Here is a 23,862-nt window from a genome sequence, read left to right as displayed (position 1 = left end):
CGTTGATGTAGTGACTGATCCAGTGACAGGCGAATGGACCGTACCAAACCCAGGTGGCTTGGTGGATGGTGATACCATCACGGCAATTGCGACTGACCCTGCAGGCAACCCATCTGTACCAGGTACAGAAACAGTGGATCTCACTCCACCAAATCCAGCAGGTGCAACCCTAACAATTGATGATGTGACTGCAGACAACGTGTTGAATGCCGCAGAATCAACTGGCACAGTGACTGTGACAGGTACCTTAACCGGTATTCCTGCAGATGCAGCAACCACGGTGGTGACCCTCGTTATCAATGGTGTGACGTACACCGCAACTGTTGATGCAGCGACAGGTAACTGGACTGCAGATGTGGCGGGTAGTGATTTGCTGGCTGACAATGACAAGACCATTGCAGCCACTGCAACCTTCACGGATGCGGTAGGTAACAGCAGTAACATCACCGATACTCAAGTCTATACAGTGGATATTACGCCACCAGATAGTTCTACAACGACGGTCACAATTGATCCGATTACAGGAGACAATATTGTTGATTCAACTGAAGCTGGAGTGAACCAAACCATTAGTGGTACGGTCACTGGAGAGTTTACGGTTGGTGATGCAGTCATCGTCAATGTAAATGGTGTGGATATCAGCACTACAGTTCAAGCGGGCGGTCTATGGAGTATCTCTGTAGCTGGTGCGGAGCTGGTTGCCGATGCTGATAAAGTGATTAACGTCACTGTTAAGGCGACAGATGCAGCAGGTAACGTGGGTGATGTGACAAGCGATGTTACTTATACTGTGAATACAGGTACCTTAATCGCTTACGACAACATTGGACACGCTGTCCTTAGCCCACAACCATCATTGGTTCAAGATGATGTGAGCTTGGGTAGTACTTCATATCTATTGTTAACCTCATTGGCAGGTATTGATCTTCAACTTGGTGGTAACTCACTTGGCTTTGAGGTCGATCCAGGCCATGAAGGTACTGTGACATTCCAATACAGTGGCTTAATTGATGCTGCATTGTTGTCAGACTATAAATTAGTTGTACAAAAATTTAATACGACAACGAATCAATGGGAATCTATCCACGGCGATAGCGATGCTTCATTGCTTAGCCTGCACTTACTTGGTCTTGGCATTGGAAATGTTCCAGGTGTCGTACTCGAAGGCTTGGAAGCGGGACAATACCGTGGCTTCTTGACTTACGATGGCTTATTAGGTGTTGGTGTACTGGGTACCTTGTCTGCGACGATGGATGATTATGATCTATCGATCCCTGGCGGATATGAAGTCGGCAATGCAGAAGGTAACGTGATCCTTGATCCAGATCCAACAGGACAAGTCGATCAAATTACATCGACAACCATCGTATCTTCTGTGAATGGCCATGCAATTGATGCCGATGGCGAAAGCTTCGATGGTTTATATGGAACGATTACCTTCCATCAAGATGGTAGTTATACCTATGTTCCGTTCGCGAATGGTTCCGGTGTCGGTCAAACAGATCAATTCACCTATACCTTAACCGATCCAGTCACAGGTGCGACGACAGAAGCAAATCTGAATATTGTGTTCGATTCAATCCGTGCTGCGGACAACTTGGTTGAAGTGGAAATCAATCCACAATATCAATTGGTGGGCACAGAAATAGATTCGGCATTCTATGGCATCTTGTTGAATGTCGGAAATCTGGTCGACTTGCAACTGCTTACTGTGGATACCGTTGATTTCAATGTCGCTGCTGGACAAGAAGGTGTTGCAACATTTAGCTTTAACAGCCTGATTGGTGCATCGGCACTCGGTAACTACAATGTTGTATTGCAAAAATACAATGAAGTGACTGGTCAATGGGAAGCGGTGAATGGTACAGGTGACCGTTCATTATTGAATCTGACCTTATTAGGTACGACACCAACCGCGCAAATTGCTGGCTTGACTGAAGGCGAATATCGAGCATTCTTGTCCTTCAACGGTCTGCTTGGTGGTGCAGTCGGTGTGACCTTGAATGGTGAGGTGGATCTCTACAACCCTGCGGTTATCACCGGATACGATGTTGTTGCAGCTCATGGTAACTTGATCTCTGATCCGAATACCAATGGTGCGATTGATATCGCAACGCCGAACAGCGTGATTAGTGAAATTAATGGCGTTGCTATCACTGGCTCTCCAACTACGGTGGCAGGTGATCACGGTACTTTAGTGATCTATCCAAATGGCGACTATACCTATACACCAAATCCTGACAGTGCTGGTTTAGGACAGGTAGATGAGTTTACTTATACCTTACGAGATCCGGCATCAGGTACGACTTCACAAGCGACCTTCTATGTTCACCTCGATAGTAAAGTTGTCGATATGAACTGGAACCCAGCGGATCCTTCAGAACCAGCAACAGTAACGATTATTGCAGCTGATGATGCAGTGAATGCTGGAATTAGCGCACAACCTCATCTTATTGAAGATGATCGTGCACTGGGCAGCGCAACTTACCTTGCATTGCTATCGTTGGCGGGTATCAACCTACAAGCACCTTTACCATTCGTGAACAGCACAGTGAACTTCAATGTGGCTGCGGGTGAGCAAGGTACAGCAACCTTCAAATATAGCAGTCTGATTAATGAAGGTGCATTGGGCGATTACCAGCTTGTTGTACAGAAATTCAATACCGTAACGAATCGTTGGGAATCGATTACGGGTAGCAGTGAAGCATCTTTACTTAACCTTAGTGTGTTAGGTATCGGCTTGAATGCAACTCCGGGAGTGGTTCTTGAAGGTCTGGAAGAAGGACAATATCGTGCCTTCATGACCTATAACGGCCTATATGGTAAGAGTATCCTTGGCACATTGACAGGTACCATGGATGTCTTTGATCCAACACAAGTGGATTACACAGGTGTTGCGACAGAAGGCAACGTGATTACTGGTCTAGGTGTGGGTACCAATGCTGACTCAGTCACAGGCTACACAGTTGTGGGTTCTGTAACGTTCAATGGTGTAACAACCACGGTTGATCTCACCAATGGCGCAACCATTGTCGGTCAATACGGAACACTGCAAATATTTGCAAATGGCGATTATATCTATACACCGAATAATACCAATGCAAATCTAGGTCTGGTGGATCACTTCACTTATACCTTGTCAGATCCATTGGGCGGCAACTCGTCAAGTGCAAGTCTAGACTTCACGATTGGCAACAGTACGCCAGTGATTGCGGTAGATGACCTTGCAGTTGCTGAGATTAATCCAGAATATCTGCAAATTGGCAACGATGTTGCGGTAGGCAGTTACTTATATCTGGCCTTAGTAAGCTTAACTGAGAATTTTGACTTCCAGTTGGGTGGACAAGGCGTCGGCTTTACCTTAACCGATAACACCTTAAATGATGTGACGTTCAATTACAGTGCATTAATTGATGCAAGCTTGCTTGCTGACTATGTACTCGTGGTTCAGAAATTTGATACTGCGACCAACCAATGGGTAGCTGTACATGGTACAGGCGATGCTGATTTACTGAGCCTTGCAGCCTTTGGTGGTAATTCAATCACATTAGATGGTTTAGGTGCAGGTCAATACAGAGCCTTTATGACCTATGCGGGTAGCGGTATTGGTGTTAGCTTGCTGGGTACGCTTTCTGTTCAGAAAGATGTATTTGATGCAACCAACATTACGGGTTACAGCGTAGAAGCTGCGGAAGGTAATGTGATCCATGACATTGGTCTCAATGGACATGCAGATACAGCCTCTGGCTTCAGTAGCATCACCAGCGTTGAATTCAATGGTGTTGCACATGCCGTGAATGCGACGGGTGTCACAACGATTGTCGGTGACTACGGTACATTGTCGATTTACGCAAATGGTAATTACAGCTATCAACCAACTGCCAATGCAAGTGGTGTGGGCCAAGTCGATCAATTTACCTATACCTTGACGGATGGTGTGAATTCATCGCAAGCCACCTTGTACTTCCATATTGATAGTGATGCTGTCGATATGACTTGGAATCCAACGGATCCTTCACAACCAGCTGATATCGTGGCTACACCTGTAGATGCGATTGATGATGTGGTGTCTGCGGGTATTGATGTTGTTCCACAAGGTCAGTTGGGTGTTGCAGTCGGTTCGGCAAGTTATCTGTTACTGGTTGGATTGTCTGAGAACCTCAACCTTTCATTACTGGGTACACCAAGTGTGAAATTTAATATTGCAGCTGGACATGGCGCGGATGTGACATTCTCTTACGCACCAACAGTTTCACTGTCTTTATTCAATGACTACAAGGTGGTTCTGCAAGAAAAAGCAGCAGATGGTACTTGGCATAACATTGATGGTGGTTCAAGCACTGGATTGCTTAATATCGGTCTGTTAGGTAGTGGTGGTATTGGTGTAACAGTGCCTGATCTAGGTCAGGGCGAATACCGTGCCTTCATGGTCTACACAGGTGTGGGCGTCGGTATCTTGGGTACCATGAGTGTAGTGAAAGATGACTTCGACTATACCGTTGCACCGACCAATACAGCGATTGAGGCTGAAGGTAATGTGTTAACAGGCGATTCAATTACCTTGACCACACAGGTTTCAACAGTGACTTCAGAAGTTGCTGGTGCGCCAACTGAAACGATTGGAACCAATACAACAATCGTTGGGGCTTACGGTACCTTGGTGATCTCTGCCAACGGTTCGTACACTTATACACCGAATACCACTGATTTGAGTGCGGTAGGCAAAGTCGATACATTTACATATACCATCCGTGATGTTCTGACGGGTGCGACGGATACAGCGCAATTGCATATTCAGGTGGGTTCACCTGATGCAACTGTGGTTTGGGATACAGCCAACCCGGGCAATGATGGTGTTGTTGAGTTTGCTGCAAATGCAGATACTGCAACTGCAACAACAGACTTCTCGAATGCCAGAGATGCAGCAGTAGATGTTTCAAGTCCTGATGTTACGATTGGTGCATCATTACTGAATCTCACTCAGACTGTTACTTCAAATACCTTTACAGTAGCAAGTGGAACAGTAGCCAATATTGATCTGGCTGCGGTTTATGTAGCACAGCCATTGGCAAGTCTGTTACCAACCATCAGCTATGTGATTCAACGTAGTACAGATGGCGGTACAACATGGACCAATACCATCTATACTGGATCACAAACTGCGTTGGGTAGTGTTGCAACGATTCAGGCGGGCAGTGTAGCCTTCCAGGACAATGTCGATTATCTGGCAGCAGGTCTGTATCGTGTTCAATACACCATGACAGGTGTATCGGTTGGTGTAACAACGGTTGATACCAGTGTAACTACAACCACGATTCATCTGGATCAATACAGCTCTGACTGGATCAACGGTAACGTGTTACTTGGAGATGATATTGGTGGGGTTGCGGATACAGGACTACCAACACATGAGGGTTATAAACTTCAGGTGTGGGATAGTGTTGCTGGAACATATGTAGATGCTGTTGGACAAAGCATTAATACAGGTAACGGTATCTTGATCATGCAGGCCAATGGTGCGTATGAATACCGTCCAAATGATGTCAATGTGACCACACATTTAACATCTGCGGATAGTATTGATTACAAGATCATTTCTGCAACAGGTACTGAGTCGACTTCAACCTTGAATATTGACTTGACTCATTCTGATTACAACCTGCTTTATACCAGTACAGCTGCAAACGATACCTTCACGACTGGTACTGGATCAGATACCCTGATCTTCCAAATCCTGAATGGTAGTGCTGCATCGGCTGGTAATGGTGCAAATACTGGCGGTAATACGACAGGTGCAGGTGGAGATCACTGGACTGACTTTGTAGTGGGTAATACAGATACAAGTGCAGCAAACTACAATGATCAGGCTGACAAGATCGATATCCAGCATCTGTTGGATGGTGATCAAAATGCGCTCAATATCGGCGAGTATCTACGTGTAACCACAAGTGGTGGTAATACGATTATCGCGATTGATCGTAACGGTGCGAATCTGATCGGAACCAGTAACTATACTGATCTGGTAACTTTGGAAGGCGTCAATACGACATTGAATGAATTGATTGCTAATCATCAGATCATTTACTAATCCTAAATCTTTAGCGTAAAAAGAGAACCTTCGGGTTCTCTTTTTCATTTTGAGAAGATCATAAAAAATTGTGCTATCTTGTTTAAAACGCTTAAAAATTCTAACAACTGCATCTATGACGATTACGACGATTTCAGCACTTGAACAACTTAAAAACCGACTCAGCGCTTACTTTGAAAGGGTTCAGCAACATTTGGATTTAACCGACACGGTTATTTTCTTGTCTTATGGTGAAAGAACACAACGTTGCCACGTCTGGAATACATCTTTGACCGAGTTTCAATATGCGCAACAGGAGCTGTTTACCTTTCTTGATCAAGAATTGCAGGCACAGGGGCAACTGGCAGAATTTTTAAAATTCGATCTGGCCTATAACATTCAGTCAGAGCACTGGCAGAAAATCGAGCAAGACTTAAAATGTCAATTTCATAATAATCATTATCGTAAAGGCATCAGTTTTGATCAGAATTTCCATATCTGTTTTTTGGAACAGGAGCTTTATGGTAAGGCGATCATCCGTGGCTTGAGCTATGACACGCCCAACTTTTTTGATCAAGATAATCTGAATGCGAGTATTTCAAAGAAATATCCGCATCAAGCGCATCCAGTCAGGCTCAATCAAATCCAGCAGGTCTGGAGCTTCGATAGTCATGCCGTATTTTATGAAAATGGTCAATTATTACCCTTGCACAGCCAATTCACTGAAAATGGTATCCGCTATTTAACCGAATCCAAAAAACAGCATTTCACGCAGATGATTGAGGGTAACGCCCAGTTTCTTGAACAGCAGATTCAGGCGGATGGATGTTTTATCTATGGTTTTTTTCCCGCCTATGATCGTGAAATCCGTAGCTATAATACAGTACGGCATTGTACTTCGACCTATGCTTTGATTGAGACGCTGACCCTACATTCACAACAGCAAAGAATCGCAAAAATCCAAGCAGCCATTGAATATGCCTTAAAACATTTTTATATCGAAAAGCAAAATGATCTGGCCTATATGCGAGATGGTGCAGATCTAAACCAACTGAATGAAATCAAACTGGGTGCCAATGCAGCTGCGATTTTAATGTTGAGTAAATATCAGGAAACCACAGGGGATGATCAGTATCTGAGATATGCCCAAGCCTTGGCCAATGGCATTTTGTCGATGGTGAATGTAGCAGGGGAAACCGTGCATGTTCTTCATTATCCTGAATATGGGGTGAAAGAGCAGTTCCGCATTATTTATTATGATGGTGAGGCCGCTTTGGCCTTGTTACGTCTGTATCAGCTACAGGCCGATGAAAAGCTGTTGAACACAGTCAAGTGTATGTTCGAGCGTTTTATCGAACAAAAATACGATCGTTATCATGACCATTGGTTGAGTTACTGTACCAATGAGCTCACCAAAATTTGTCCAGAAGAAAAATATTTTCAATTTGGTATCAATAATTACCTCAGGCATCTGGTGTTTATCCGCAATCGTAAAACGGCCTACGCCACTTTGCTGGAAATGATGATGGCGGCTTATCAAATGCTGTGCCGGAGTCGGGATTTAGGTTTAAATGAGTTGTTTGCACAGGCACAGTTTGAGGATTTAAAAAAGCTGATCGAATTTCGTAGCGATTTTCAGCGCACAGGGTTTTTCTATCCTGAAGTGGCCATGTATATGGCATGTCCTGAGAAGTGCCTCAATGCCTTTTATGTCCGGCATGACCGCTTCCGTGTCCGTATTGATGATCAGGAACATAATCTATCTGGTTATGTGGCCTATGTTCAGCATTTTGAAAACTGAATTATTGAGGATGAAATAAATGAGCCTTCCTCAAGAGATCAAGATCATCAGCCAAATTGGCAATGAGAATTTTCAGCATCCGCTCTGGCAAACTGAAATCGCAGGGGACTGTGGTGACTGGATTTTAGTTTATCTGACTCTGCAACGTATCCTCGCAGGTCATTTGCAATTTGAGGATCGAATTGCAATCGAGCAACGGTTTGAACAGAGCGATCAACAAGCGCAGTTTTTGAAACAGGACACTTCCGTTTTAGCGCTATTGCAATATTGGAGTTTTACTCAGACACTTGAGTATAAGCAGGCACTTGGCTGTACTTTGTTTGGAGATTGGCAACAGGCTCAAATTCAGATCGAGCAGACCGCTCAGCAATTTGGGTTACAGCTTTCTCATCCAGATCATTATGCGCAAAATACTCTGCAAAATTTAGCAAATCTGGCACAAGCCATCTTTAAAATGCCATTGTCCTTATTGCACAAGCTATTTGTCAAAACATTCAACCTTGCAGGACAGGAGATCGCACCATTCAGTGCGGTATTAACCTGTCACCAGCTTGATGCAGTTCTCATTCTCTCTCATCAGCAGCAACCCTATTATTTCTCTTATCGCCATGAAAATCAGAGTCTGGGCATTTTTCATCTCTTGGATGATTTGCATCGAATTGATCATTTGGTGCCGTATTATCACTATTTTGAACAAGGGGTATTACCTGCCAAACAGATTCAGGCAAAAAGTGAATGGATCAATATCATCGGCGATACCTATTTCGGTGAGTTCTATACAAATAAAAGAAAAAACAAGGGAATAGAGGATGCGCTACAACGTTATGGCTATGCGTATTCTTTTGAGAAGATCAAACATTTTTTCCACCAAGATGAGATCAATATTGCCAATTTTGAAGCCGTGTTTAACCTTGATGAAAACTCACCATTAACAGATAAAAAAGCCTTTATTTTGGGTGCACAACCTAAGCAAACGCTGGCCGAGTTTAAGCGGATACATTTGAATACCTTGTGCCTCGCCAATAATCATTTAAAGGACTATGGTGAACCAAGTCTCACACATACTTTGGAATTGCTAGATCAAGCTGAGATCAATTTTATCGGGGCAGGCAGTGATCAGCAGCAAGCCCACCAATGCGTGCAAATCCATAATGAACAGCAAAGTGTTGCGATTTTTAATGGCTATTGGCATCGGCAGACGGCCTATCAGCAATATGATTTTTATGCACTGGGGCAGAGTGCAGGTGTGGCGAGTATCAATGCCATTCTATTTGAACAAATCATGCAATATCGAATGCAATATCCACAGCATAAGATTATTGTGATTTGTCATTGGGGCATCGATTTTAAAATTACTCATCCTGAGCAGGAAAAGCTTGCGCGGGTGTTAACCCAAATCGGTGCTGATCTTGTGATTGGTCATGGGGCACATACCATCCAGCCTATTCAACGGATGCACCATAAACCCGTAATCTTCGGGATTGGCAATGGTGTGTTTAATAGCAATGGAGAGTTTGAAAAATATCAAGCGTTGCCGTATGGGATGGTGGTTCGAATTAATTTAAAGGCACAAAGTGTACAGCTTTATCCAATCTTCACTGATAATTTACAGAGCTTTTGGCAGCCTTATCCTGTGAATGAAACACAGTTTGAACAGGCACAGCATTTTTTAACCCGACAACTTAACGTAGCAGATTACACTTTGGGACAAGATCAATTAGGGGCTTATATACAACTGAAATTTTAAGGATAACGGTTGTAATTATCGAGCATGATGCTGAGCTGTTCTTTGGTGAAGCCAAGATTACGTAAGCCACCACTACCAAGTTTACAGTCGTAACTGGTCATAATATTGGTTGGTGTGGCTTTGGTCGCTTTAGGAGCACAGACATGGCTTAAGCCAAAAGCATGTCCCATCTCGTGCACACTGGCGGCTTGAATTTGATAATTCAGACGCTCCCAGTCGATCAGGATAAAAGGCTGACCACGATTTCTAAAACCCCAACTGGTCACGTCGGCATATTTGAGTTTATCGCCGTATGAATCATAAATAATGAAGAGGACTTCTTTGCTTTTACGACGGGGAAAACAGCTTTTAACGGCGCCAGGAATATGATCAGCAATTAACGCTCTAGGCTGGTTGAGTTGATTGGCCAGATCACATTTTCGTTTGCTAAAGTCCTGATAAGAATAATAGCGGTGTATTTTGAACTTAAAGATTTTTTGATTATCTTCATCGACAAAATACTGGTTTAAGATCCCCAGTTCTTTATACATTTGCAGTTTCGTATCAAAGGCTTGGGCTTCTGGGCGATTGGTGGTAAAAATAAAACTGACATTGACCACGGGTAGATCATCGGAAGAACCATAATGATATTTATAAGGTGTGATTTTTACAGGTGATTTTTGAGTCGTACAGGACGCACTCAAGATCAGACAAAATACTGTCAGCGCTGTGAGTTTTAACCGCATTTTTGTTCTCTCAAGTCGTAGAGTTTTAATTATTGTGTTTAGCGTTTTCGCATGATTTTTATCATCTTAGCAGATTTTTATAGGTTGTATTGTGCAAGATACCAATGAACTACATCGACAAATCTTGGAAGTGATTGCCTTGATTCCGTATGGCAAAGTGGCAAGTTATGGTCAAGTTGCCAAGCTTGCTGGCTTGCCTAAACATGCGCGTTTAGTCGGTTATGTACTTAAGCATTTAGACAAGCAAAGTGAAATCCCGTGGTATCGTGTCATTAATTCTCAAGGGAAAATCAGTGTGACCCGAATCAATGAGCGCGGTGAAAATGTTCAACAAATGTTATTAGAACAAGAGGGGATCTATTTATTGAATGGCAAGGTGAGTTTAAAAACCTTTGGCTGGCAGCCTTAAAATAATCACCACTTAGACCCAAATTAATATCTTGAAATTAATTTACAGCTTATTTACAATTTGATTACATAAAATTACATTAGTGTTTTCGGTATTTAAATGAAAAAAATTTCTCTACTTTGTGGGGCTGTAGTTCTCAGTTTATCTGGTTGTGCCAGCATCATTTCGGGTAAAACTCAAACCATGACATTTCAGAGCACACCTGAATTAAGTGATATCACGATTTTAAATCGTGATGGGAAAAAAATTCATGTTGGTAAAGCACCTGTTACGGTTAGCCTAAATCGTGGTGCTGGTTTCTTTGTTCCTGAAAGATATACAGTTATTTTTGAAAAAGAAGGCTATGAAAAGAAAGAAATCAAAGTCACTTCGAGCATGAATGGCTGGTATATCGGGAATATTTTATTTGGTGGGATAATTGGCTTGCTAATTATCGATCCTGCAACAGGTGCGATGTATAGTCTCAGTACTAAAGATACAAATGTTGTTTTAAATGACCTGAATAAAGAGAAACTTCAGGCCAATGGTCAGTCATTAACAATTATATCGACAAATGAAATTTCGAATGACGTTTTAGAAAAAGCCAAACCCATTGAGCTAAAAACTCAATAAGTAAAAATAAAAAACATGGTAAGTATTTACCATGTTTTTTATCAATTCAGCTGAGTTTATTTTCTAACGAACAATTAATACTGGAATATGGCTTTCAGCCAAAACTTTCTGCGCCACGCTACCCAATACAAACTGTTTGAAACCAGTACGACCATGTGAACCCATAATGATCAGGTCTGCACCCAGATTTTGCGCTGCTCCAATAATTTCCTGATGTACCGCAAAGCCTTCAAGTATTTGTGTTGCTACGGTCAGTCCATGTTCTTCAAATTTTTGCTCGGCTTTGGTTAAATTATCTTGAACATAGCCACGAACACGTTCGATCAAATCATTGCTTTGGCCCATACGAATATAGGCATCGGCAAGATAGGGATCGAGTGTCATTACTTCAACTACGGTCAGTTCACTGTCTAATGCTTTCGCCAGTTGAGCTGCTTCACGAATGACATTTGCAGCAATTTCGGAGTCATCGATTGCAACCAAGATTTTTTGATAAGCCATGTTGTTACTCCTTATATTTATGATTTTGCATTGAATTAAGTCAATAAAATTTGCTTAATATATGAGCTATGGTTCTATTCTAAACCTGTTGCGATGAGAATAAAACCTAGCATTTTTATAGGGATAGTTATTATTTATAGGAGTATGGTTAAGCGCCGATTTTATTAAAATTACATGAAATTTATATAAAAAGAGCATGAGATATAAGTATGATTTATTTATAAAAAGTCAGATTAATTTTTTTCAAAGTATTCGAGAAGTGCTTTCACATCATCCTTTTGCAACTGTTCTCGCATGTTTAAAATCTGCTTTTCATCCAGATCATAAAGCTTTAGAGAAAGCAGTTTTTCAATGTCTTGTTCAGAAAAGCGGTATTTAATGACTTTGGCTGGTACGCCACCAACAATTGCATAGGGTGGAACATCCTGAGTAACCACAGCACCTGTTGCCACAACTGCACCTTCACCCAGTTTCACACCTTGCATGATCATGGCACGACTACCAATCCAGCAACCATCTGCAATGACTGTGTCGCCCGCAGGCAGAAAGCTGCGTGTATCAAAGGGGAAGGTTGAGATCCAGTCAGGGCGGTGTAATTGATTACCACCCATCATAATCACGCATTCGGCCCCAAAGCAGACAAAATTACCAATATAAAGTTGATCAATCGGTTTCTCTGGTGTGGAAGCCTTATCATGTAGATAGCGCACTACACAACGTTCAAAGCCCTGATCCCAATAAGCAGAATAATAAGAATAATTGCCCTTGATATGGATATTGGGGTTTTTCACCGTTTTAGAAATAAACTCGAACTCGCACCAGTGTTTCACAGGAGAGTTGATTAATTGATCCATATCTTAACAATAACAATTAGAAGAAAGCCCTGCCATTATAACGACTAAAGTGAATGTGGTTTTTTTAATGAGAGAAAAATTTCCACACCCACGTAAACAGGCGTTGAATCTGATTGGGAAATAAAAAACCAATAAAGGCACAGAGGAAGGTAATTTTTAGAATGATTGCAACGGGATGGGTATTGTTATCAAGATAAGGAGCCCATGCCACCGTGATTAAAAGACCTAAAAAAATCCCGGCAATCGCATAAACAAAGGCGCTTATCAGTCGATCCTGCATCTTGTGATCTCATTTTTTATTTTCATTCAAAACAGCATGCCCGAAACAAAAGAACTCTTCAATAAATGAAGAGTTCTTTGGAGACTTAATCGAGAGCGTTAAATATATTCAACACTTACGATTTCGTATTCAACTTCACCTTGTGGTGTTTGAATTTTAACTTCGTCGCCTTCGTTTTTACCTAAAAGACCACGTGCAATCGGGGAATTTACTGAGATTTTATTGATCTTAAAATCTGCTTCGTCATCGCCTACAATTTTATAAGTCTTACGTTCTTCGGTATCTAGGTTTTCAATGGTAACAGTCACACCAAATACAACACGACCATTTTGCTCAAGTGTTCTAACATCGATTTCTTGAACTGCACCGAGTTTACCTTCGATATCCTGAATACGGCCTTCACAGAAACCTTGCTGTTCACGAGCAGCATGATATTCAGCATTTTCCTTTAAATCACCGTGCTCACGTGCTTCAGCAATCGCCTGAATAATACGTGGGCGATCAACTGTTTTGAGCTGTTGTAATTCTTTCTCTAAGGCAACCTTGCCTTCGGGAGTCATAGGATAACGTTGCATTTCAGTCCCTCTAAATTGGTTGGGAAAATACAGGATTAAAAAAAGAAAAAGCCCGCCACCGATAAGGTGACGGGACTTTATCGGTAGAGAATTAACCTACAGTTTGTAAATCTTGCAAGCGGTATACATCCATTGGCAATTTCACAGCAAATGCTTGGCAAACAGCTTCTGCGCCGTTGATCGTGGTGGTGTAATACACTTTGCCTTGGAGGGCAGCACGACGGATCATGGCAGAGTCATACTGAGCTTGTTTGCCTTCAGTTGTGTTGACAATAAGATGAATTTCACCATTTTTCAAGCGGTCAACAATATGTGGGCGACCTTCGGTCACTTTATTGACTGCTTCACATTCGATACCCGCTTCTTTCAATACACGGTGTGTACCATTGGTCGCAACAAGTTTGAAACCATAGTCAATCAATTGTTGAGCGATGTTGGCAATGTATTTCTTATCTGATTCACGAACAGATAAGAATGCATGCTTCACTTCGCCTTCAGTTGGCAGGCCAGGTAAACGTTCGTTTGAACCAAGTACTGCTTTGTAGAATGCTTCGCCAAATGTTTTACCCACACCCATAACTTCGCCTGTCGATTTCATCTCAGGGCCAAGCATTGGATCTACGCCAGGGAATTTAGCAAATGGGAACACCGCTTCTTTCACTGCGAAATGGGTTGGGATGATTTCTTTAGTGAAACCTTGAGATTCAAGTGATTGGCCCGCCATACAACGTGCAGCCACTTTCGCCAAAGAGTCACCAATACATTTCGATACGAATGGCACTGTACGGGATGCACGTGGGTTCACTTCGAGTACGTAAACATCATCGCCTTTTACTGCGAATTGAACGTTCATCAAACCAATTACGCCAAGCTCTTTTGCCATTGCGACAGTTTGACGACGCATCTCATCCTGAACTTCTTGAGAAAGAGAGTACGGAGGAATCGAACATGCAGAGTCACCAGAGTGAATACCAGCTTGTTCAATATGCTGCATAATACCGCCGATCACAACATCTTTACCGTCAGATACACAGTCAACATCGACTTCAGTTGCATCATCAAGGAAGTGGTCAAGCAGGACAGGCGCTTCATTTGATGCTTGTACAGCTTCACGAAGGTAGCGTTTAAGCTCTTCTTCGTTATACACGATTTCCATCGCACGGCCACCTAATACATAAGATGGGCGAACAACTAACGGATAACCTACTTTAGCCGCTTCAGAAATACCTTCTTCAGCAGATTTTACGATGCTGTTGTTCGGTTGACGAAGCTGTAAACGTTGGATCATTTGCTGGAAACGTTCACGGTCTTCAGCGCGGTCAATCGCGTCTGGAGATGTACCGATAATTGGTGTACCTGCTTCTTCTAAAGCACGTGCCAATTTTAATGGTGTTTGACCACCGTACTGTACGATTACGCCTTTAGGCTTCTCGGTACGTACGATTTCAAGTACATCTTCAAGTGTTACAGGCTCGAAGTATAAACGGTCAGATGTGTCATAGTCGGTAGAAACGGTTTCAGGGTTACAGTTCACCATGATTGTTTCGTAACCGTCTTCACGCATTGCAAGCGCAGCGTGTACACAGCAGTAGTCAAACTCGATCCCTTGACCGATACGGTTAGGACCACCACCAATCACCATGATCTTGTCACGGTTTGATGGATTTGCTTCACATTCTTCATCGTAAGTTGAATACATGTAAGCAGTGCCAGATTCAAACTCTGCTGCACAAGTATCAACACGTTTGTAAACTGGATATACACCCAAGTTCCAACGATGTTTACGGAATTGTTTTTGTGAAATGCCCATCAAGTCCGCAATACGAAGGTCAGATAAACCTTTGCGTTTGAACGAGCGGATATTGTCAGCATTTAAATCACCAAAGCCTAAAGTTTTCACTTGAGCTTCAGTTTTAATGATGTCTTCGATCTGGATCAGGAACCAGCGGTCAATCTTGGTTGCTTCAAATACGTCATCTAAAGAGAAACCGTGACGGAATGCGTCCGCAACATACCAGATACGCTCTGGGCCAGGTACTTTAAGCTCTTTTAGGATGATGTCTTTGGCATTGGCAGTACCAGCTTCAATTTTTTCATCAAAACCACTTACGCCAACTTCAAGACCACGAAGTGCTTTTTGTACAGATTCCTGAAAGTTACGACCAATCGCCATCACTTCGCCCACAGATTTCATCTGAGTCGTTAATACAGGCTCAGCTTGTGGGAATTTCTCGAAGTTGAAACGTGGAATCTTGGTAACAACATAGTCAATCGATGGTTCGAAAGATGCTGGAGTTACGCCGCCAGTGATGTCATTTTTCAATTCATCAAGGGTGTAACCCACTGCAAGTTTCGCCGCGATTTTTGCAATCGGGAAACCTGTTGCTTTAGATGCCAGCGCAGATGAACGTGATACACGTGGGTTCATCTCGATCACAACCATACGACCATCTTTCGGGTTAATACCGAATTGAACGTTCGAACCACCTGTTTCAACACCGATTTCACGAAGAACTGCAACCGATGCATTACGCATTAATTGGTATTCTTTGTCTGTCAATGTTTGCGCAGGCGCAACGGTGATTGAGTCACCTGTGTGAACGCCCATTGGGTCAAAGTTTTCGATCGCACAGACGATGATACAGTTGTCGTTTTTATCACGAACAACTTCCATCTCGTATTCTTTCCAGCCAATTAATGATTCATCAATCAATAACTGGTGGGTAGGAGAGAGGTCGAAACCACGTTCACAGATTTCAAGGAATTCTTCGCGGTTATAAGCGATACCACCACCAGAACCACCCATCGTGAATGATGGACGAATGATGACAGGGAAACCGAAACCAGCTTGAATTGCCAAAGCTTCTTCCATTGTTTCAGCAATGGCAGCTTTTGGACATTCCAGACCAATTTTACGCATCGCGATATCAAACAGTTTACGATCTTCTGCTTTTTCAATCGCGTCTTTTGATGCGCCAATCAGTTCAACATTATATTTTTCAAGAACGCCGTGCTCATCTAATGCAAGGGCACAGTTCAATGCAGTTTGACCACCCATTGTTGGAAGGACTGCATCTGGACGTTCTTTTTCAATGATTTGTGCAACAGTTTGCCAAGTGATTGGCTCAATATACGTTGCATCTGCCATTGAAGGGTCAGTCATAATGGTCGCTGGGTTAGAGTTGACCAGAATAACGCGATAACCTTCTTCACGCAGCGCTTTACATGCTTGCGCACCTGAATAGTCAAACTCACACGCCTGACCAATGACAATAGGACCAGCACCAATAATTAAGATGCTTTTAATATCCGTACGTTTAGGCATTATTCGCTCCTTAATTACTTCTTAGCTGCTTCGATAAGTTCGATGAAATGATCGAACAACGGAGCACAGTCATGTGGACCAGGGCTGGCTTCAGGGTGACCCTGGAAGCTGAAAGCTGGTTTGTCAGTACGATGAATACCTTGGTTTGTACCATCAAACAGTGAGCGGTGTGTCACTTTCAAGTTTGCTGGTAAAGTACTCTCATCGACAGCAAAGCCGTGGTTTTGAGAAGTAATCATCACTGTACCGTTCTCAAGGTTTTGTACAGGATGGTTCGCGCCGTGATGACCATGATTCATTTTCATGGTTTTTGCGCCAGAAGCGAGTGCTAAAATCTGATGACCTAAACAAATACCAAATACAGGTAATGTTGTCGTTTCAACAATTGTTTTTACTGCTTCGATTGCATAATCACATGCTGCTGGGTCACCCGGACCATTTGACAAGAACACGCCATCTGGATTTAAAGCGAGAACTTTTTCAGCAGGTGTTTGTGCAGGAACAACTGTCAATTTACAGCCACGGTCTGCAAGCATACGTAAGATGTTGGTTTTGACACCATAATCGTATGCAACAACATGATATTTTAATTCTGGTTGAGTGAAGCCCTGACCTAAAGTCCAAGAACCTTCAGTCCATTCAAAACCTTCAGGATCACAGCATTCTTTCGCAAGATCGAGACCGTTTAAACCGCCGAATTCACGTGCTTTCGCAATAGCTTGTTCTTCTGTAATATTTTCGCCAGCAAGGATACAACCGTTTTGTGCGCCTTTGTCACGAAGAATACGTGTCAATTTGCGGGTATCGATATCTGCGATGGCAACCACATTATGTTGCTCTAGGTATTCACTTAATGATTGTTCAGAACGGAAGTTGCTGTGCAATAAAGGAAGATCACGGATAATCAAACCATTCGCCCATACCTTATGGATGCGACCTGATTCAACGTCTTCACTATTACAGCCAGTATTTCCAATATGAGGATAAGTCAACGTCACAATTTGTTGTGCGTAGCTTGGGTCGGTCAAAATTTCTTGATAACCAGTCATGGCAGTGTTAAAAACGACTTCACCAGTCGTACTACCCGATGCACCGATAGACGTTCCTTTAAAGATCGTTCCATCTGCGAGGGCTAAAATGGCGGGGGTGCTCAAACCAAAGCTCCTGAACTAAGACCACAAAAATAAGGCTGTAAAAAAGCGAGAAGACATAAAAAAAGGCAGGCCGTCTTAAAAAAAACATGCCCCTCCTTCCAGTCTGCTCGCTTGTAACTTAACAGCGCATTATACGCATGAGTGCGTGAAAAGTCTATGTGTTTTTATTTATTAAAATCAGGAATTACACGATTTCTTCTCCAAAGCGGTTAGATCGGTGTCTATTGCCAAATCTATCATGTTGATATGGTTATCATGAGATATTATGCAAATTGTCTAACAATTTTTTTAGTGTTTAAGAAGTGACCGTTTTATCCTATACACAGCCAAAATTAACAATCAATAAAGAGGGGAATCCAAATGGCTGAGAATCAAACGACACCTGTAACGGCTGAAGAAGTGAAAGAAGCAATCGTTGAGAAAACAACGAAGGCAAAAGAAGTTGCTGCTGAAAAAACTGCTGAAGTGAAGACTGCTGTGGCTGAGAAAACTGCGAAAGCGAAAGAAGTTGTCGCAGAAAAAACAGCAAAAGCAAAAGAAGTGATTGCTGAAACGCAAGAACAGGCGAAAGAAGTGATCGCTGAAACTCAAGGTCAAGTGAAAGAAGCTTTGGCGGAAACTCAGGAAAAAATTGAGACTGAAGCAAAAGAGTTAAATCAAAATGTTCAAAACCAGTTTGCGCAAATCAAGCAGGATCTTTTGGAACGTATTGAAGTCATCAAAACTCAGCTGAATTCATCTCAAGGCAATTTACTTGAATTGAAAAATGCATTGAAAACTGAATTGAATGCATTGATTGAAGACTTAACTAAAGTCAGCAAAGAACTGAAAGATGACATTAGCCAGATTTCAGTGAAGCATAAAGATACATTGGTCGGTAGTTTTAAGCGCACCAAAGAACAGGCTGTTGAAGCATGGAATAAAGTTCGTACAAGCTAATTGTCCGGAAATTAAAAAAAGCGAGAATTTTTCTCGCTTTTTTTTTCTGCTTAAAATATTAAAACTGATGTAACCAGTCACGCTTGTTATGGAAGTCAGCTTGAGGACTGCTGTGCTGCATTGCAAAATAATGCATACCTTGAGTGGTATTGAGTACAGCCGTTAAACCGATATAAATGTCAGTCCATTTAAGTTGATGCTGACGCATAAACTGGGAGAAATCCAGACTGACATTCAAACCATAATGAGTGCGTTGCAAATGGTTCAGTTCAATATCATACGCAGCGACAGGCGGCATATCTTCAGGGAAACGATATTCTTCAAATTGATAGACTTGCCACGCTTGAGAAGGGGAAAGATTGATTTCTCGGTAGAAATCTTCATCTTTCACGCCCACAAAAATTTCAAAGCACGTCTGTTCCCATAAAAAATCATGGCGTGGATGCGCCGTAACCTGATCTGGGTAAATCAAAAATTGATTTGGGTCACGAACCCAAAAACCAACATTTAAGGTTGCTGGTGTTTGTTGCTCAATCGCCCCAACGACCGTAATGGCACTAAAGCGATCAAAAGCGGATAGTTCATAACTCGCCATCGTAATTACTTATTACTTAAGTGAGCAAAACGAACTAAATTAGACAAGTGCTGGTTTTGTTTCGCCGCTTTTTTATAAAGCAGAACAATTTTACCAATCTTTTGTACAGATTCGGCGCCAGTTGCTTCTACAATCGCGTCAATCACTGCACCACGTGCATCACGGTCTTCACCCGCAATTTTCACTTTAATCAATTCGTGGTCGTTTAACGCACGATTTGTTTCTTCAATGACATTTTCTGTAAGACCTTGGCTACCAATCATTACAACTGGATTAAGTGCATGACCGATTTGACGTAAACGCTTACGTTCATGGATAGATAAAGCCGCCATTAAAAATACCTGATTCGAAAAACGACCTAGTATAACTTGCATCCCGATTCTAAGATAGATTCAGCAGACAGACACTTCAAACAAATATGTGAAAAATTGCTGAAATAACCAATCAGGATGATCGAAAAAAATCTGTAAAAGTTCGTGTGAATGAAGTACATCCGTACTGTAATGGGCGTAATTTTCACGTACAATGACTCATCAGAAGTTTTTTGAAATTTAGTGAGTTATGGCGACACGCATTACCAATCAAAAATTGTCTAAAAGCAGTCGTGCATGGATGAGAGAGCATTTAGATGACCCCTTTGTAAAAAAAGCACAAAAGGAAGGTTATCGCGCACGTGCGGCGTATAAGTTACTTGAAATCCAAGAAAAATATAAAATGATCAAGCCCGGCATGACCGTGGTTGACTTGGGTGCAGCGCCAGGAAGCTGGTCACAAATTGCAGGTAAATTGGTTGGTGCCAATGGTCTGGTGATTGCATCAGATATCTTGGAAATGGATGCACTTCCAGATGTGACCTTCTTGCAAGGTGACTTCCGTGAAGAAGAAGTTTTCGAAAAATTGTTAAATATTTTAAATGGGCGTCAAGTAGACGTTGTAATTTCGGATATGGCCCCCAATACATCAGGTAATAGGGCTGTTGATCAACCGCGTCAGATTTACTTATGTGAATTGGCTTTGGATTTTGCTCAGAAAGTTCTCGGACCAAACGGACAGTTTATTGTTAAAGTGTTCCAAGGTTCAGGATTTGACGAGTTCCGAAAACAGGTGGTCGATAGTTTTGATGTATTAAAAACAGCCAAACCTGCGGCATCACGTGCTCGATCGAAAGAAGTTTTTTTGATTGGTCAAGGTCGTAAAAAGGCATTGCAATAAAAGTGTACTTGCCAAGTTGTTAAAAATTGTGCATTTTGTACCTTTTAAGTTTTTTGCAACGCAAATTCATTGCTGTTTTTGTGAAGGTCAGCCAAGATTAGGTATGATCAAATTAGATTGATATGGGAATAAAGCCTTGAGCGATTACTTCAAGAATGCCGTATTGTGGCTCATCATACTCGGTGTTCTGATTTTGATTTTTAGCAACGTCAGTGACCGCAATAAGCCTGCAGCGATGAAATATTCTGATTTCGTTGCAGCGGTGAATGCTGGGCAAATTAAACAAGTCACAATCGACGGTTTAAATATTAATGGTGAAAAAACCAATGGTTCTTCTTTTGAGACGGTTCGTCCACAAGTAGAAGACACTGAGTTGCTACCAAGCTTGAATAAACAAAATGTAGTGGTTGAGGGCACAGCACCGCAACGTCAAGGCATTTTGATGCAACTTCTCATTGCAAGTTTCCCAGTATTACTCATCATCTTATTATTCATGTTCTTCATGCGTAATATGGGCGGTGGTGCTGGTGGTAAAAACGGTCCTATGAGCTTTGGTAAGTCAAAAGCGAAAATGTTATCTGAAGATCAAATCAAGTTAACATTTAGTGACGTAGCTGGCTGTGATGAAGCAAAACAAGAAGTGGTTGAAATCGTTGATTTCTTAAAAGACCCAGCCAAATTTAAACGCCTTGGTGCAACCATTCCACGTGGTGTGCTGATGGTTGGTCCTCCAGGTACGGGTAAAACATTATTAGCGAAAGCAATTGCTGGTGAAGCTAAGGTTCCATTCTTTAGTATCTCTGGTTCTGACTTCGTTGAGATGTTTGTCGGTGTCGGTGCTTCTCGTGTTCGTGACATGTTCGAACAAGCGAAACGTCATGCGCCATGTATCATCTTTATTGATGAGATTGATGCAGTGGGTCGTCATCGTGGTTCGGGCACAGGTGGTGGTCATGATGAGCGTGAACAAACCTTGAACCAGATGCTTGTTGAGATGGATGGTTTTGAAGGCAATGAAGGCGTAATCGTGATTGCTGCGACCAACCGTGTAGACGTATTGGATAAAGCATTACTTCGTCCAGGCCGTTTTGACCGTCAAGTGATGGTTGGTTTACCAGACATTCGTGGTCGTGAACAAATCTTGAATGTTCACTTGAAGAAACTTCCTTCAGTGACAGGTGTGGATCTTAAAGTTCTTGCACGTGGTACACCAGGCTTCTCAGGTGCGCAACTTGCAAACTTAGTCAATGAAGCTGCATTGTTTGCTGCTCGCCGTAATAAAAATACGGTGGATATGCATGACTTTGAAGATGCCAAAGACAAGATCTACATGGGTCCTGAACGTAAATCGATGGTGATTCGTGAAGAAGAACGTCGTGCAACGGCTTACCATGAAGCGGGACATGCGATTGTTGCTGAGATTTTACCGGGTACAGACCCTGTGCATAAAGTAACGATCATGCCACGCGGTTGGGCATTGGGTGTGACTTGGCAGCTTCCTGAGCAAGATCAGACCAGCCACTATAAAGATAAGATGTTGAATGAACTTTCAATCTTGTTTGGTGGCCGTATTGCGGAAGAAGTGTTCATTAACCAAATGTCGACAGGTGCATCTAACGACTTTGAACGTGCAACTAAAATGGCGCGTGCAATGGTGACCAAATATGGTATGTCAGATAAGCTTGGCGTCATGGTTTATGAAGATGAAAACCAGAATGGTTTCTTCGGTAATGTCGGTAGCCGTACAATTTCTGAAGCGACTCAACAAAAGGTAGATGAAGAAGTTCGTCGTATCTTGGATGAGCAATATAAAGTTGCACGTGACATCTTGGAAAATAACAAAGATATCGCACATGCAATGGTGAAAGCGTTGATGGATTGGGAAACAATCGATCGTGACCAGATCCGTGACATCATGGAAGGTCGTGAACCGCAACCACCTAAAGTTTATGTTGCTGATAATCCAGTGGCTGCATTTGAACCACCGAAAGATGGTCCATCTACACCACCACCATTACCAGCAATGGGCTAATCAAAGATTAGATAAAAGAGCGACTTCGGTCGCTCTTTTTTTGTCTGGATTTTGAGCTAAACTGAAAATAAATCAGCAACGCGCGATAAGCTGTGTTGTTAAACTAGACCGGTTAAAGTGCGAAGAGTTTTGATGATGCAGTTGATGCCATTACCCCAAATTCATTTACCTTGTGGTCGTTTAAGTTTAGACCTTTCACAACCTCAGGTGATGGGAATCTTGAATGTTACGCCTGATTCATTTAGTGATGGTGGACAGCACCACCAAAAAGATCAGGCGATTCAGCATGCCTTACAAATGATTGAAGATGGGGCGAGCATTATTGATATTGGTGGTGAGTCTACACGCCCAAATGCATCACCTGTAGCATTGGAGGAAGAACTCCGCCGTGTCATTCCTGTGGTTGAGGCATTATCAAAATATGATGTAATCATGTCGATTGATACCAGTCAGCCTGAAGTCATGCGTGCTGCCGTCCAAGCAGGTGCGCATATCTGGAATGATGTACGTGCTTTAACCCGACCACAAGCCTTAGAAACTGCTGCCGAGTTAAATATTCCTGTGGTAATGATGCACATGCGTGGTGAACCGACCAATATGAATCAGTTGGATCAATATGATAATGTGACTGAAGATGTGATTCAGGAGTTACAACAACGACTGGATCAGGCCATTGCGGTTGGAGTTAAACCTGAAAATATTATTATCGATCCTGGTTTTGGCTTTGCCAAAAATGCGCAGCAAAATTTCCAATTATTGAATGAGTTCTGGAAGCTCAATCGAATGGGTTATCCAATTTTATCAGGCTTATCACGCAAACGTTTTATTGGTGAAGCTTTAAATGGTGTGCCTGCTCAAGAGCGTGCAGTGGGCAGTGTGACAGGACACCTTTTAAGTATTCAACAAGGGGCAAGTATCGTTCGGGCACACGATGTAAAAGCCACTAGCGATGCGATAAAAGTCTGGAAAATGATGCAGGCTTAAAAGTGAATGAGATGTCAGTAGAGCGCAAGGGCTCTATTGACTTGCCTGAT

18 protein-coding genes are annotated in these 23,862 nt (G+C 42.4%); 9 read left to right on the top strand and 9 right to left on the bottom strand.

The window, feature by feature from the left end; all coding sequences use genetic code 11:
* The 3 genes from AWW72_RS14055 to AWW72_RS14045 all read left to right on the top strand — a co-directional run.
* On the top strand, nucleotides 1-6,088 hold a 6,088-nt coding region (locus AWW72_RS14055), incomplete at its 5' end, for a BapA/Bap/LapF family large adhesin (RefSeq protein ID WP_212815500.1).
* 115 nt (nucleotides 6,089-6,203) lie between these two features.
* Nucleotides 6,204-7,868 carry a hypothetical protein gene (locus AWW72_RS14050; protein ID WP_062847745.1) on the top strand — a complete coding sequence of 555 codons (1,665 nt, stop codon included), beginning with the start codon at nucleotides 6,204-6,206 and terminating at the stop codon, nucleotides 7,866-7,868.
* A gap of 19 nt (nucleotides 7,869-7,887) precedes the next feature.
* A complete protein-coding gene (locus AWW72_RS14045; protein ID WP_062847744.1) occupies nucleotides 7,888-9,615 on the top strand; it encodes a CapA family protein in 1,728 nt (575 codons plus the stop codon).
* Here the strand turns inward: AWW72_RS14045 and AWW72_RS14040 are convergent.
* A complete protein-coding gene (locus tag AWW72_RS14040) occupies nucleotides 9,612-10,340 on the bottom strand; it encodes a zinc metalloprotease (RefSeq protein WP_062847743.1) in 729 nt (242 codons plus the stop codon). The genes AWW72_RS14045 and AWW72_RS14040 overlap by 4 nt on opposite strands.
* A 91-nt stretch (nucleotides 10,341-10,431) precedes the next feature.
* On the opposite strand from AWW72_RS14040, the gene AWW72_RS14035 reads away from it, so the two are divergent.
* Both AWW72_RS14035 and AWW72_RS14030 read left to right on the top strand, forming a co-directional pair.
* The gene (locus tag AWW72_RS14035) at nucleotides 10,432-10,749 is read left to right on the top strand and encodes an MGMT family protein (RefSeq protein ID WP_062847742.1); all 318 of its coding nucleotides are present in this window, start codon (nucleotides 10,432-10,434) and stop codon (nucleotides 10,747-10,749) included.
* 99 nt (nucleotides 10,750-10,848) lie between these two features.
* Nucleotides 10,849-11,361 (top strand): hypothetical protein, encoded by a 513-nt coding sequence (locus AWW72_RS14030; protein ID WP_062847741.1) that lies wholly within the window; start codon nucleotides 10,849-10,851, stop codon nucleotides 11,359-11,361.
* Between the two features lie 63 nt (nucleotides 11,362-11,424).
* Here the strand turns inward: AWW72_RS14030 and AWW72_RS14025 are convergent, their stop codons facing one another.
* The 6 genes from AWW72_RS14025 to carA form a co-directional block, all read right to left on the bottom strand.
* Entirely contained in the window at nucleotides 11,425-11,862 is a 438-nt protein-coding gene (locus AWW72_RS14025; protein WP_004774810.1) for a universal stress protein, read from the bottom strand.
* Between the two features lie 233 nt (nucleotides 11,863-12,095).
* The gene (locus AWW72_RS14020) at nucleotides 12,096-12,716 is read right to left on the bottom strand and encodes a CatB-related O-acetyltransferase (protein ID WP_062847740.1); all 621 of its coding nucleotides are present in this window, start codon (nucleotides 12,714-12,716) and stop codon (nucleotides 12,096-12,098) included.
* A gap of 64 nt (nucleotides 12,717-12,780) precedes the next feature.
* Nucleotides 12,781-12,996, bottom strand: coding sequence for a hypothetical protein (locus tag AWW72_RS14015; protein WP_062847739.1), 216 nt, complete (start codon nucleotides 12,994-12,996; stop codon nucleotides 12,781-12,783).
* A 98-nt stretch (nucleotides 12,997-13,094) separates the two neighbouring features.
* Complete coding sequence (gene greA / locus AWW72_RS14010; RefSeq protein ID WP_005231898.1) at nucleotides 13,095-13,571, bottom strand: transcription elongation factor GreA; 477 nt, start codon at nucleotides 13,569-13,571, stop codon at nucleotides 13,095-13,097.
* A 91-nt stretch (nucleotides 13,572-13,662) separates the two neighbouring features.
* Complete coding sequence (carB, locus tag AWW72_RS14005) at nucleotides 13,663-16,896, bottom strand: carbamoyl-phosphate synthase large subunit (protein ID WP_004774817.1); 3,234 nt, start codon at nucleotides 16,894-16,896, stop codon at nucleotides 13,663-13,665.
* Nucleotides 16,897-16,910: 14 nt separating this feature from the next.
* A complete protein-coding gene (carA, locus tag AWW72_RS14000; protein ID WP_004774818.1) occupies nucleotides 16,911-18,050 on the bottom strand; it encodes a glutamine-hydrolyzing carbamoyl-phosphate synthase small subunit in 1,140 nt (379 codons plus the stop codon).
* 360 nt (nucleotides 18,051-18,410) lie between these two features.
* On the opposite strand from carA, the gene AWW72_RS13995 reads away from it, so the two are divergent.
* Nucleotides 18,411-18,989, top strand: coding sequence for a hypothetical protein (locus tag AWW72_RS13995; protein ID WP_004774819.1), 579 nt, complete (start codon nucleotides 18,411-18,413; stop codon nucleotides 18,987-18,989).
* Nucleotides 18,990-19,047: 58 nt separating this feature from the next.
* Here the strand turns inward: AWW72_RS13995 and AWW72_RS13990 are convergent, their stop codons facing one another.
* Both AWW72_RS13990 and yhbY read right to left on the bottom strand, forming a co-directional pair.
* The gene (locus AWW72_RS13990; RefSeq protein ID WP_004774822.1) at nucleotides 19,048-19,584 is read right to left on the bottom strand and encodes a DOMON-like domain-containing protein; all 537 of its coding nucleotides are present in this window, start codon (nucleotides 19,582-19,584) and stop codon (nucleotides 19,048-19,050) included.
* Between the two features lie 5 nt (nucleotides 19,585-19,589).
* On the bottom strand, nucleotides 19,590-19,916 hold the full coding sequence (yhbY, locus tag AWW72_RS13985) for a ribosome assembly RNA-binding protein YhbY (protein ID WP_004774823.1): 327 nt from the start codon (nucleotides 19,914-19,916) through the stop codon (nucleotides 19,590-19,592).
* 229 nt (nucleotides 19,917-20,145) lie between these two features.
* Here yhbY and rlmE point away from each other — a divergent pair, with 229 nt between their 5' ends.
* From rlmE to folP, 3 genes are all read left to right on the top strand, one after another.
* On the top strand, nucleotides 20,146-20,796 hold the full coding sequence (gene rlmE / locus AWW72_RS13980; RefSeq protein ID WP_004774825.1) for a 23S rRNA (uridine(2552)-2'-O)-methyltransferase RlmE: 651 nt from the start codon (nucleotides 20,146-20,148) through the stop codon (nucleotides 20,794-20,796).
* 136 nt (nucleotides 20,797-20,932) lie between these two features.
* The gene (gene ftsH, locus AWW72_RS13975; protein ID WP_004651936.1) at nucleotides 20,933-22,828 is read left to right on the top strand and encodes an ATP-dependent zinc metalloprotease FtsH; all 1,896 of its coding nucleotides are present in this window, start codon (nucleotides 20,933-20,935) and stop codon (nucleotides 22,826-22,828) included.
* A 135-nt stretch (nucleotides 22,829-22,963) separates the two neighbouring features.
* Nucleotides 22,964-23,812, top strand: coding sequence for a dihydropteroate synthase (gene folP, locus AWW72_RS13970; protein ID WP_062847746.1), 849 nt, complete (start codon nucleotides 22,964-22,966; stop codon nucleotides 23,810-23,812).
* The last annotated feature ends 50 nt before the right edge of the window (nucleotides 23,813-23,862 follow it).

The sequence above is a fragment of the Acinetobacter sp. NRRL B-65365 genome (assembly GCF_001605865.1).
GTDB lineage: Bacteria > Pseudomonadota > Gammaproteobacteria > Pseudomonadales > Moraxellaceae > Acinetobacter > Acinetobacter vivianii.
This window is presented reverse-complemented; position numbering and strand designations above follow the sequence as displayed.

Excerpts from the sequence above, each read along its gene's own strand:
- AWW72_RS14050 (WP_062847745.1), top strand. The coding sequence starts at position 6,204 with ATGACGATTACGACGATTTCAGCACTTGAACAACTTAAAAACCGACTC.
- AWW72_RS14045 (WP_062847744.1), top strand. The coding sequence starts at position 7,888 with ATGAGCCTTCCTCAAGAGATCAAGATCATCAGCCAAATTGGCAATGAG.
- AWW72_RS14040 (WP_062847743.1), bottom strand. The coding sequence starts at position 10,340 with ATGCGGTTAAAACTCACAGCGCTGACAGTATTTTGTCTGATCTTGAGT.
- AWW72_RS14030 (WP_062847741.1), top strand. The coding sequence starts at position 10,849 with ATGAAAAAAATTTCTCTACTTTGTGGGGCTGTAGTTCTCAGTTTATCT.
- AWW72_RS14025 (WP_004774810.1), bottom strand. The coding sequence starts at position 11,862 with ATGGCTTATCAAAAAATCTTGGTTGCAATCGATGACTCCGAAATTGCT.
- AWW72_RS14020 (WP_062847740.1), bottom strand. The coding sequence starts at position 12,716 with ATGGATCAATTAATCAACTCTCCTGTGAAACACTGGTGCGAGTTCGAG.
- AWW72_RS14015 (WP_062847739.1), bottom strand. The coding sequence starts at position 12,996 with ATGCAGGATCGACTGATAAGCGCCTTTGTTTATGCGATTGCCGGGATT.
- greA (WP_005231898.1), bottom strand. The coding sequence starts at position 13,571 with ATGCAACGTTATCCTATGACTCCCGAAGGCAAGGTTGCCTTAGAGAAA.
- carB (WP_004774817.1), bottom strand. The coding sequence starts at position 16,896 with ATGCCTAAACGTACGGATATTAAAAGCATCTTAATTATTGGTGCTGGT.
- AWW72_RS13995 (WP_004774819.1), top strand. The coding sequence starts at position 18,411 with ATGGCTGAGAATCAAACGACACCTGTAACGGCTGAAGAAGTGAAAGAA.
- AWW72_RS13990 (WP_004774822.1), bottom strand. The coding sequence starts at position 19,584 with ATGGCGAGTTATGAACTATCCGCTTTTGATCGCTTTAGTGCCATTACG.
- yhbY (WP_004774823.1), bottom strand. The coding sequence starts at position 19,916 with ATGGCGGCTTTATCTATCCATGAACGTAAGCGTTTACGTCAAATCGGT.
- rlmE (WP_004774825.1), top strand. The coding sequence starts at position 20,146 with ATGGCGACACGCATTACCAATCAAAAATTGTCTAAAAGCAGTCGTGCA.
- folP (WP_062847746.1), top strand. The coding sequence starts at position 22,964 with ATGCAGTTGATGCCATTACCCCAAATTCATTTACCTTGTGGTCGTTTA.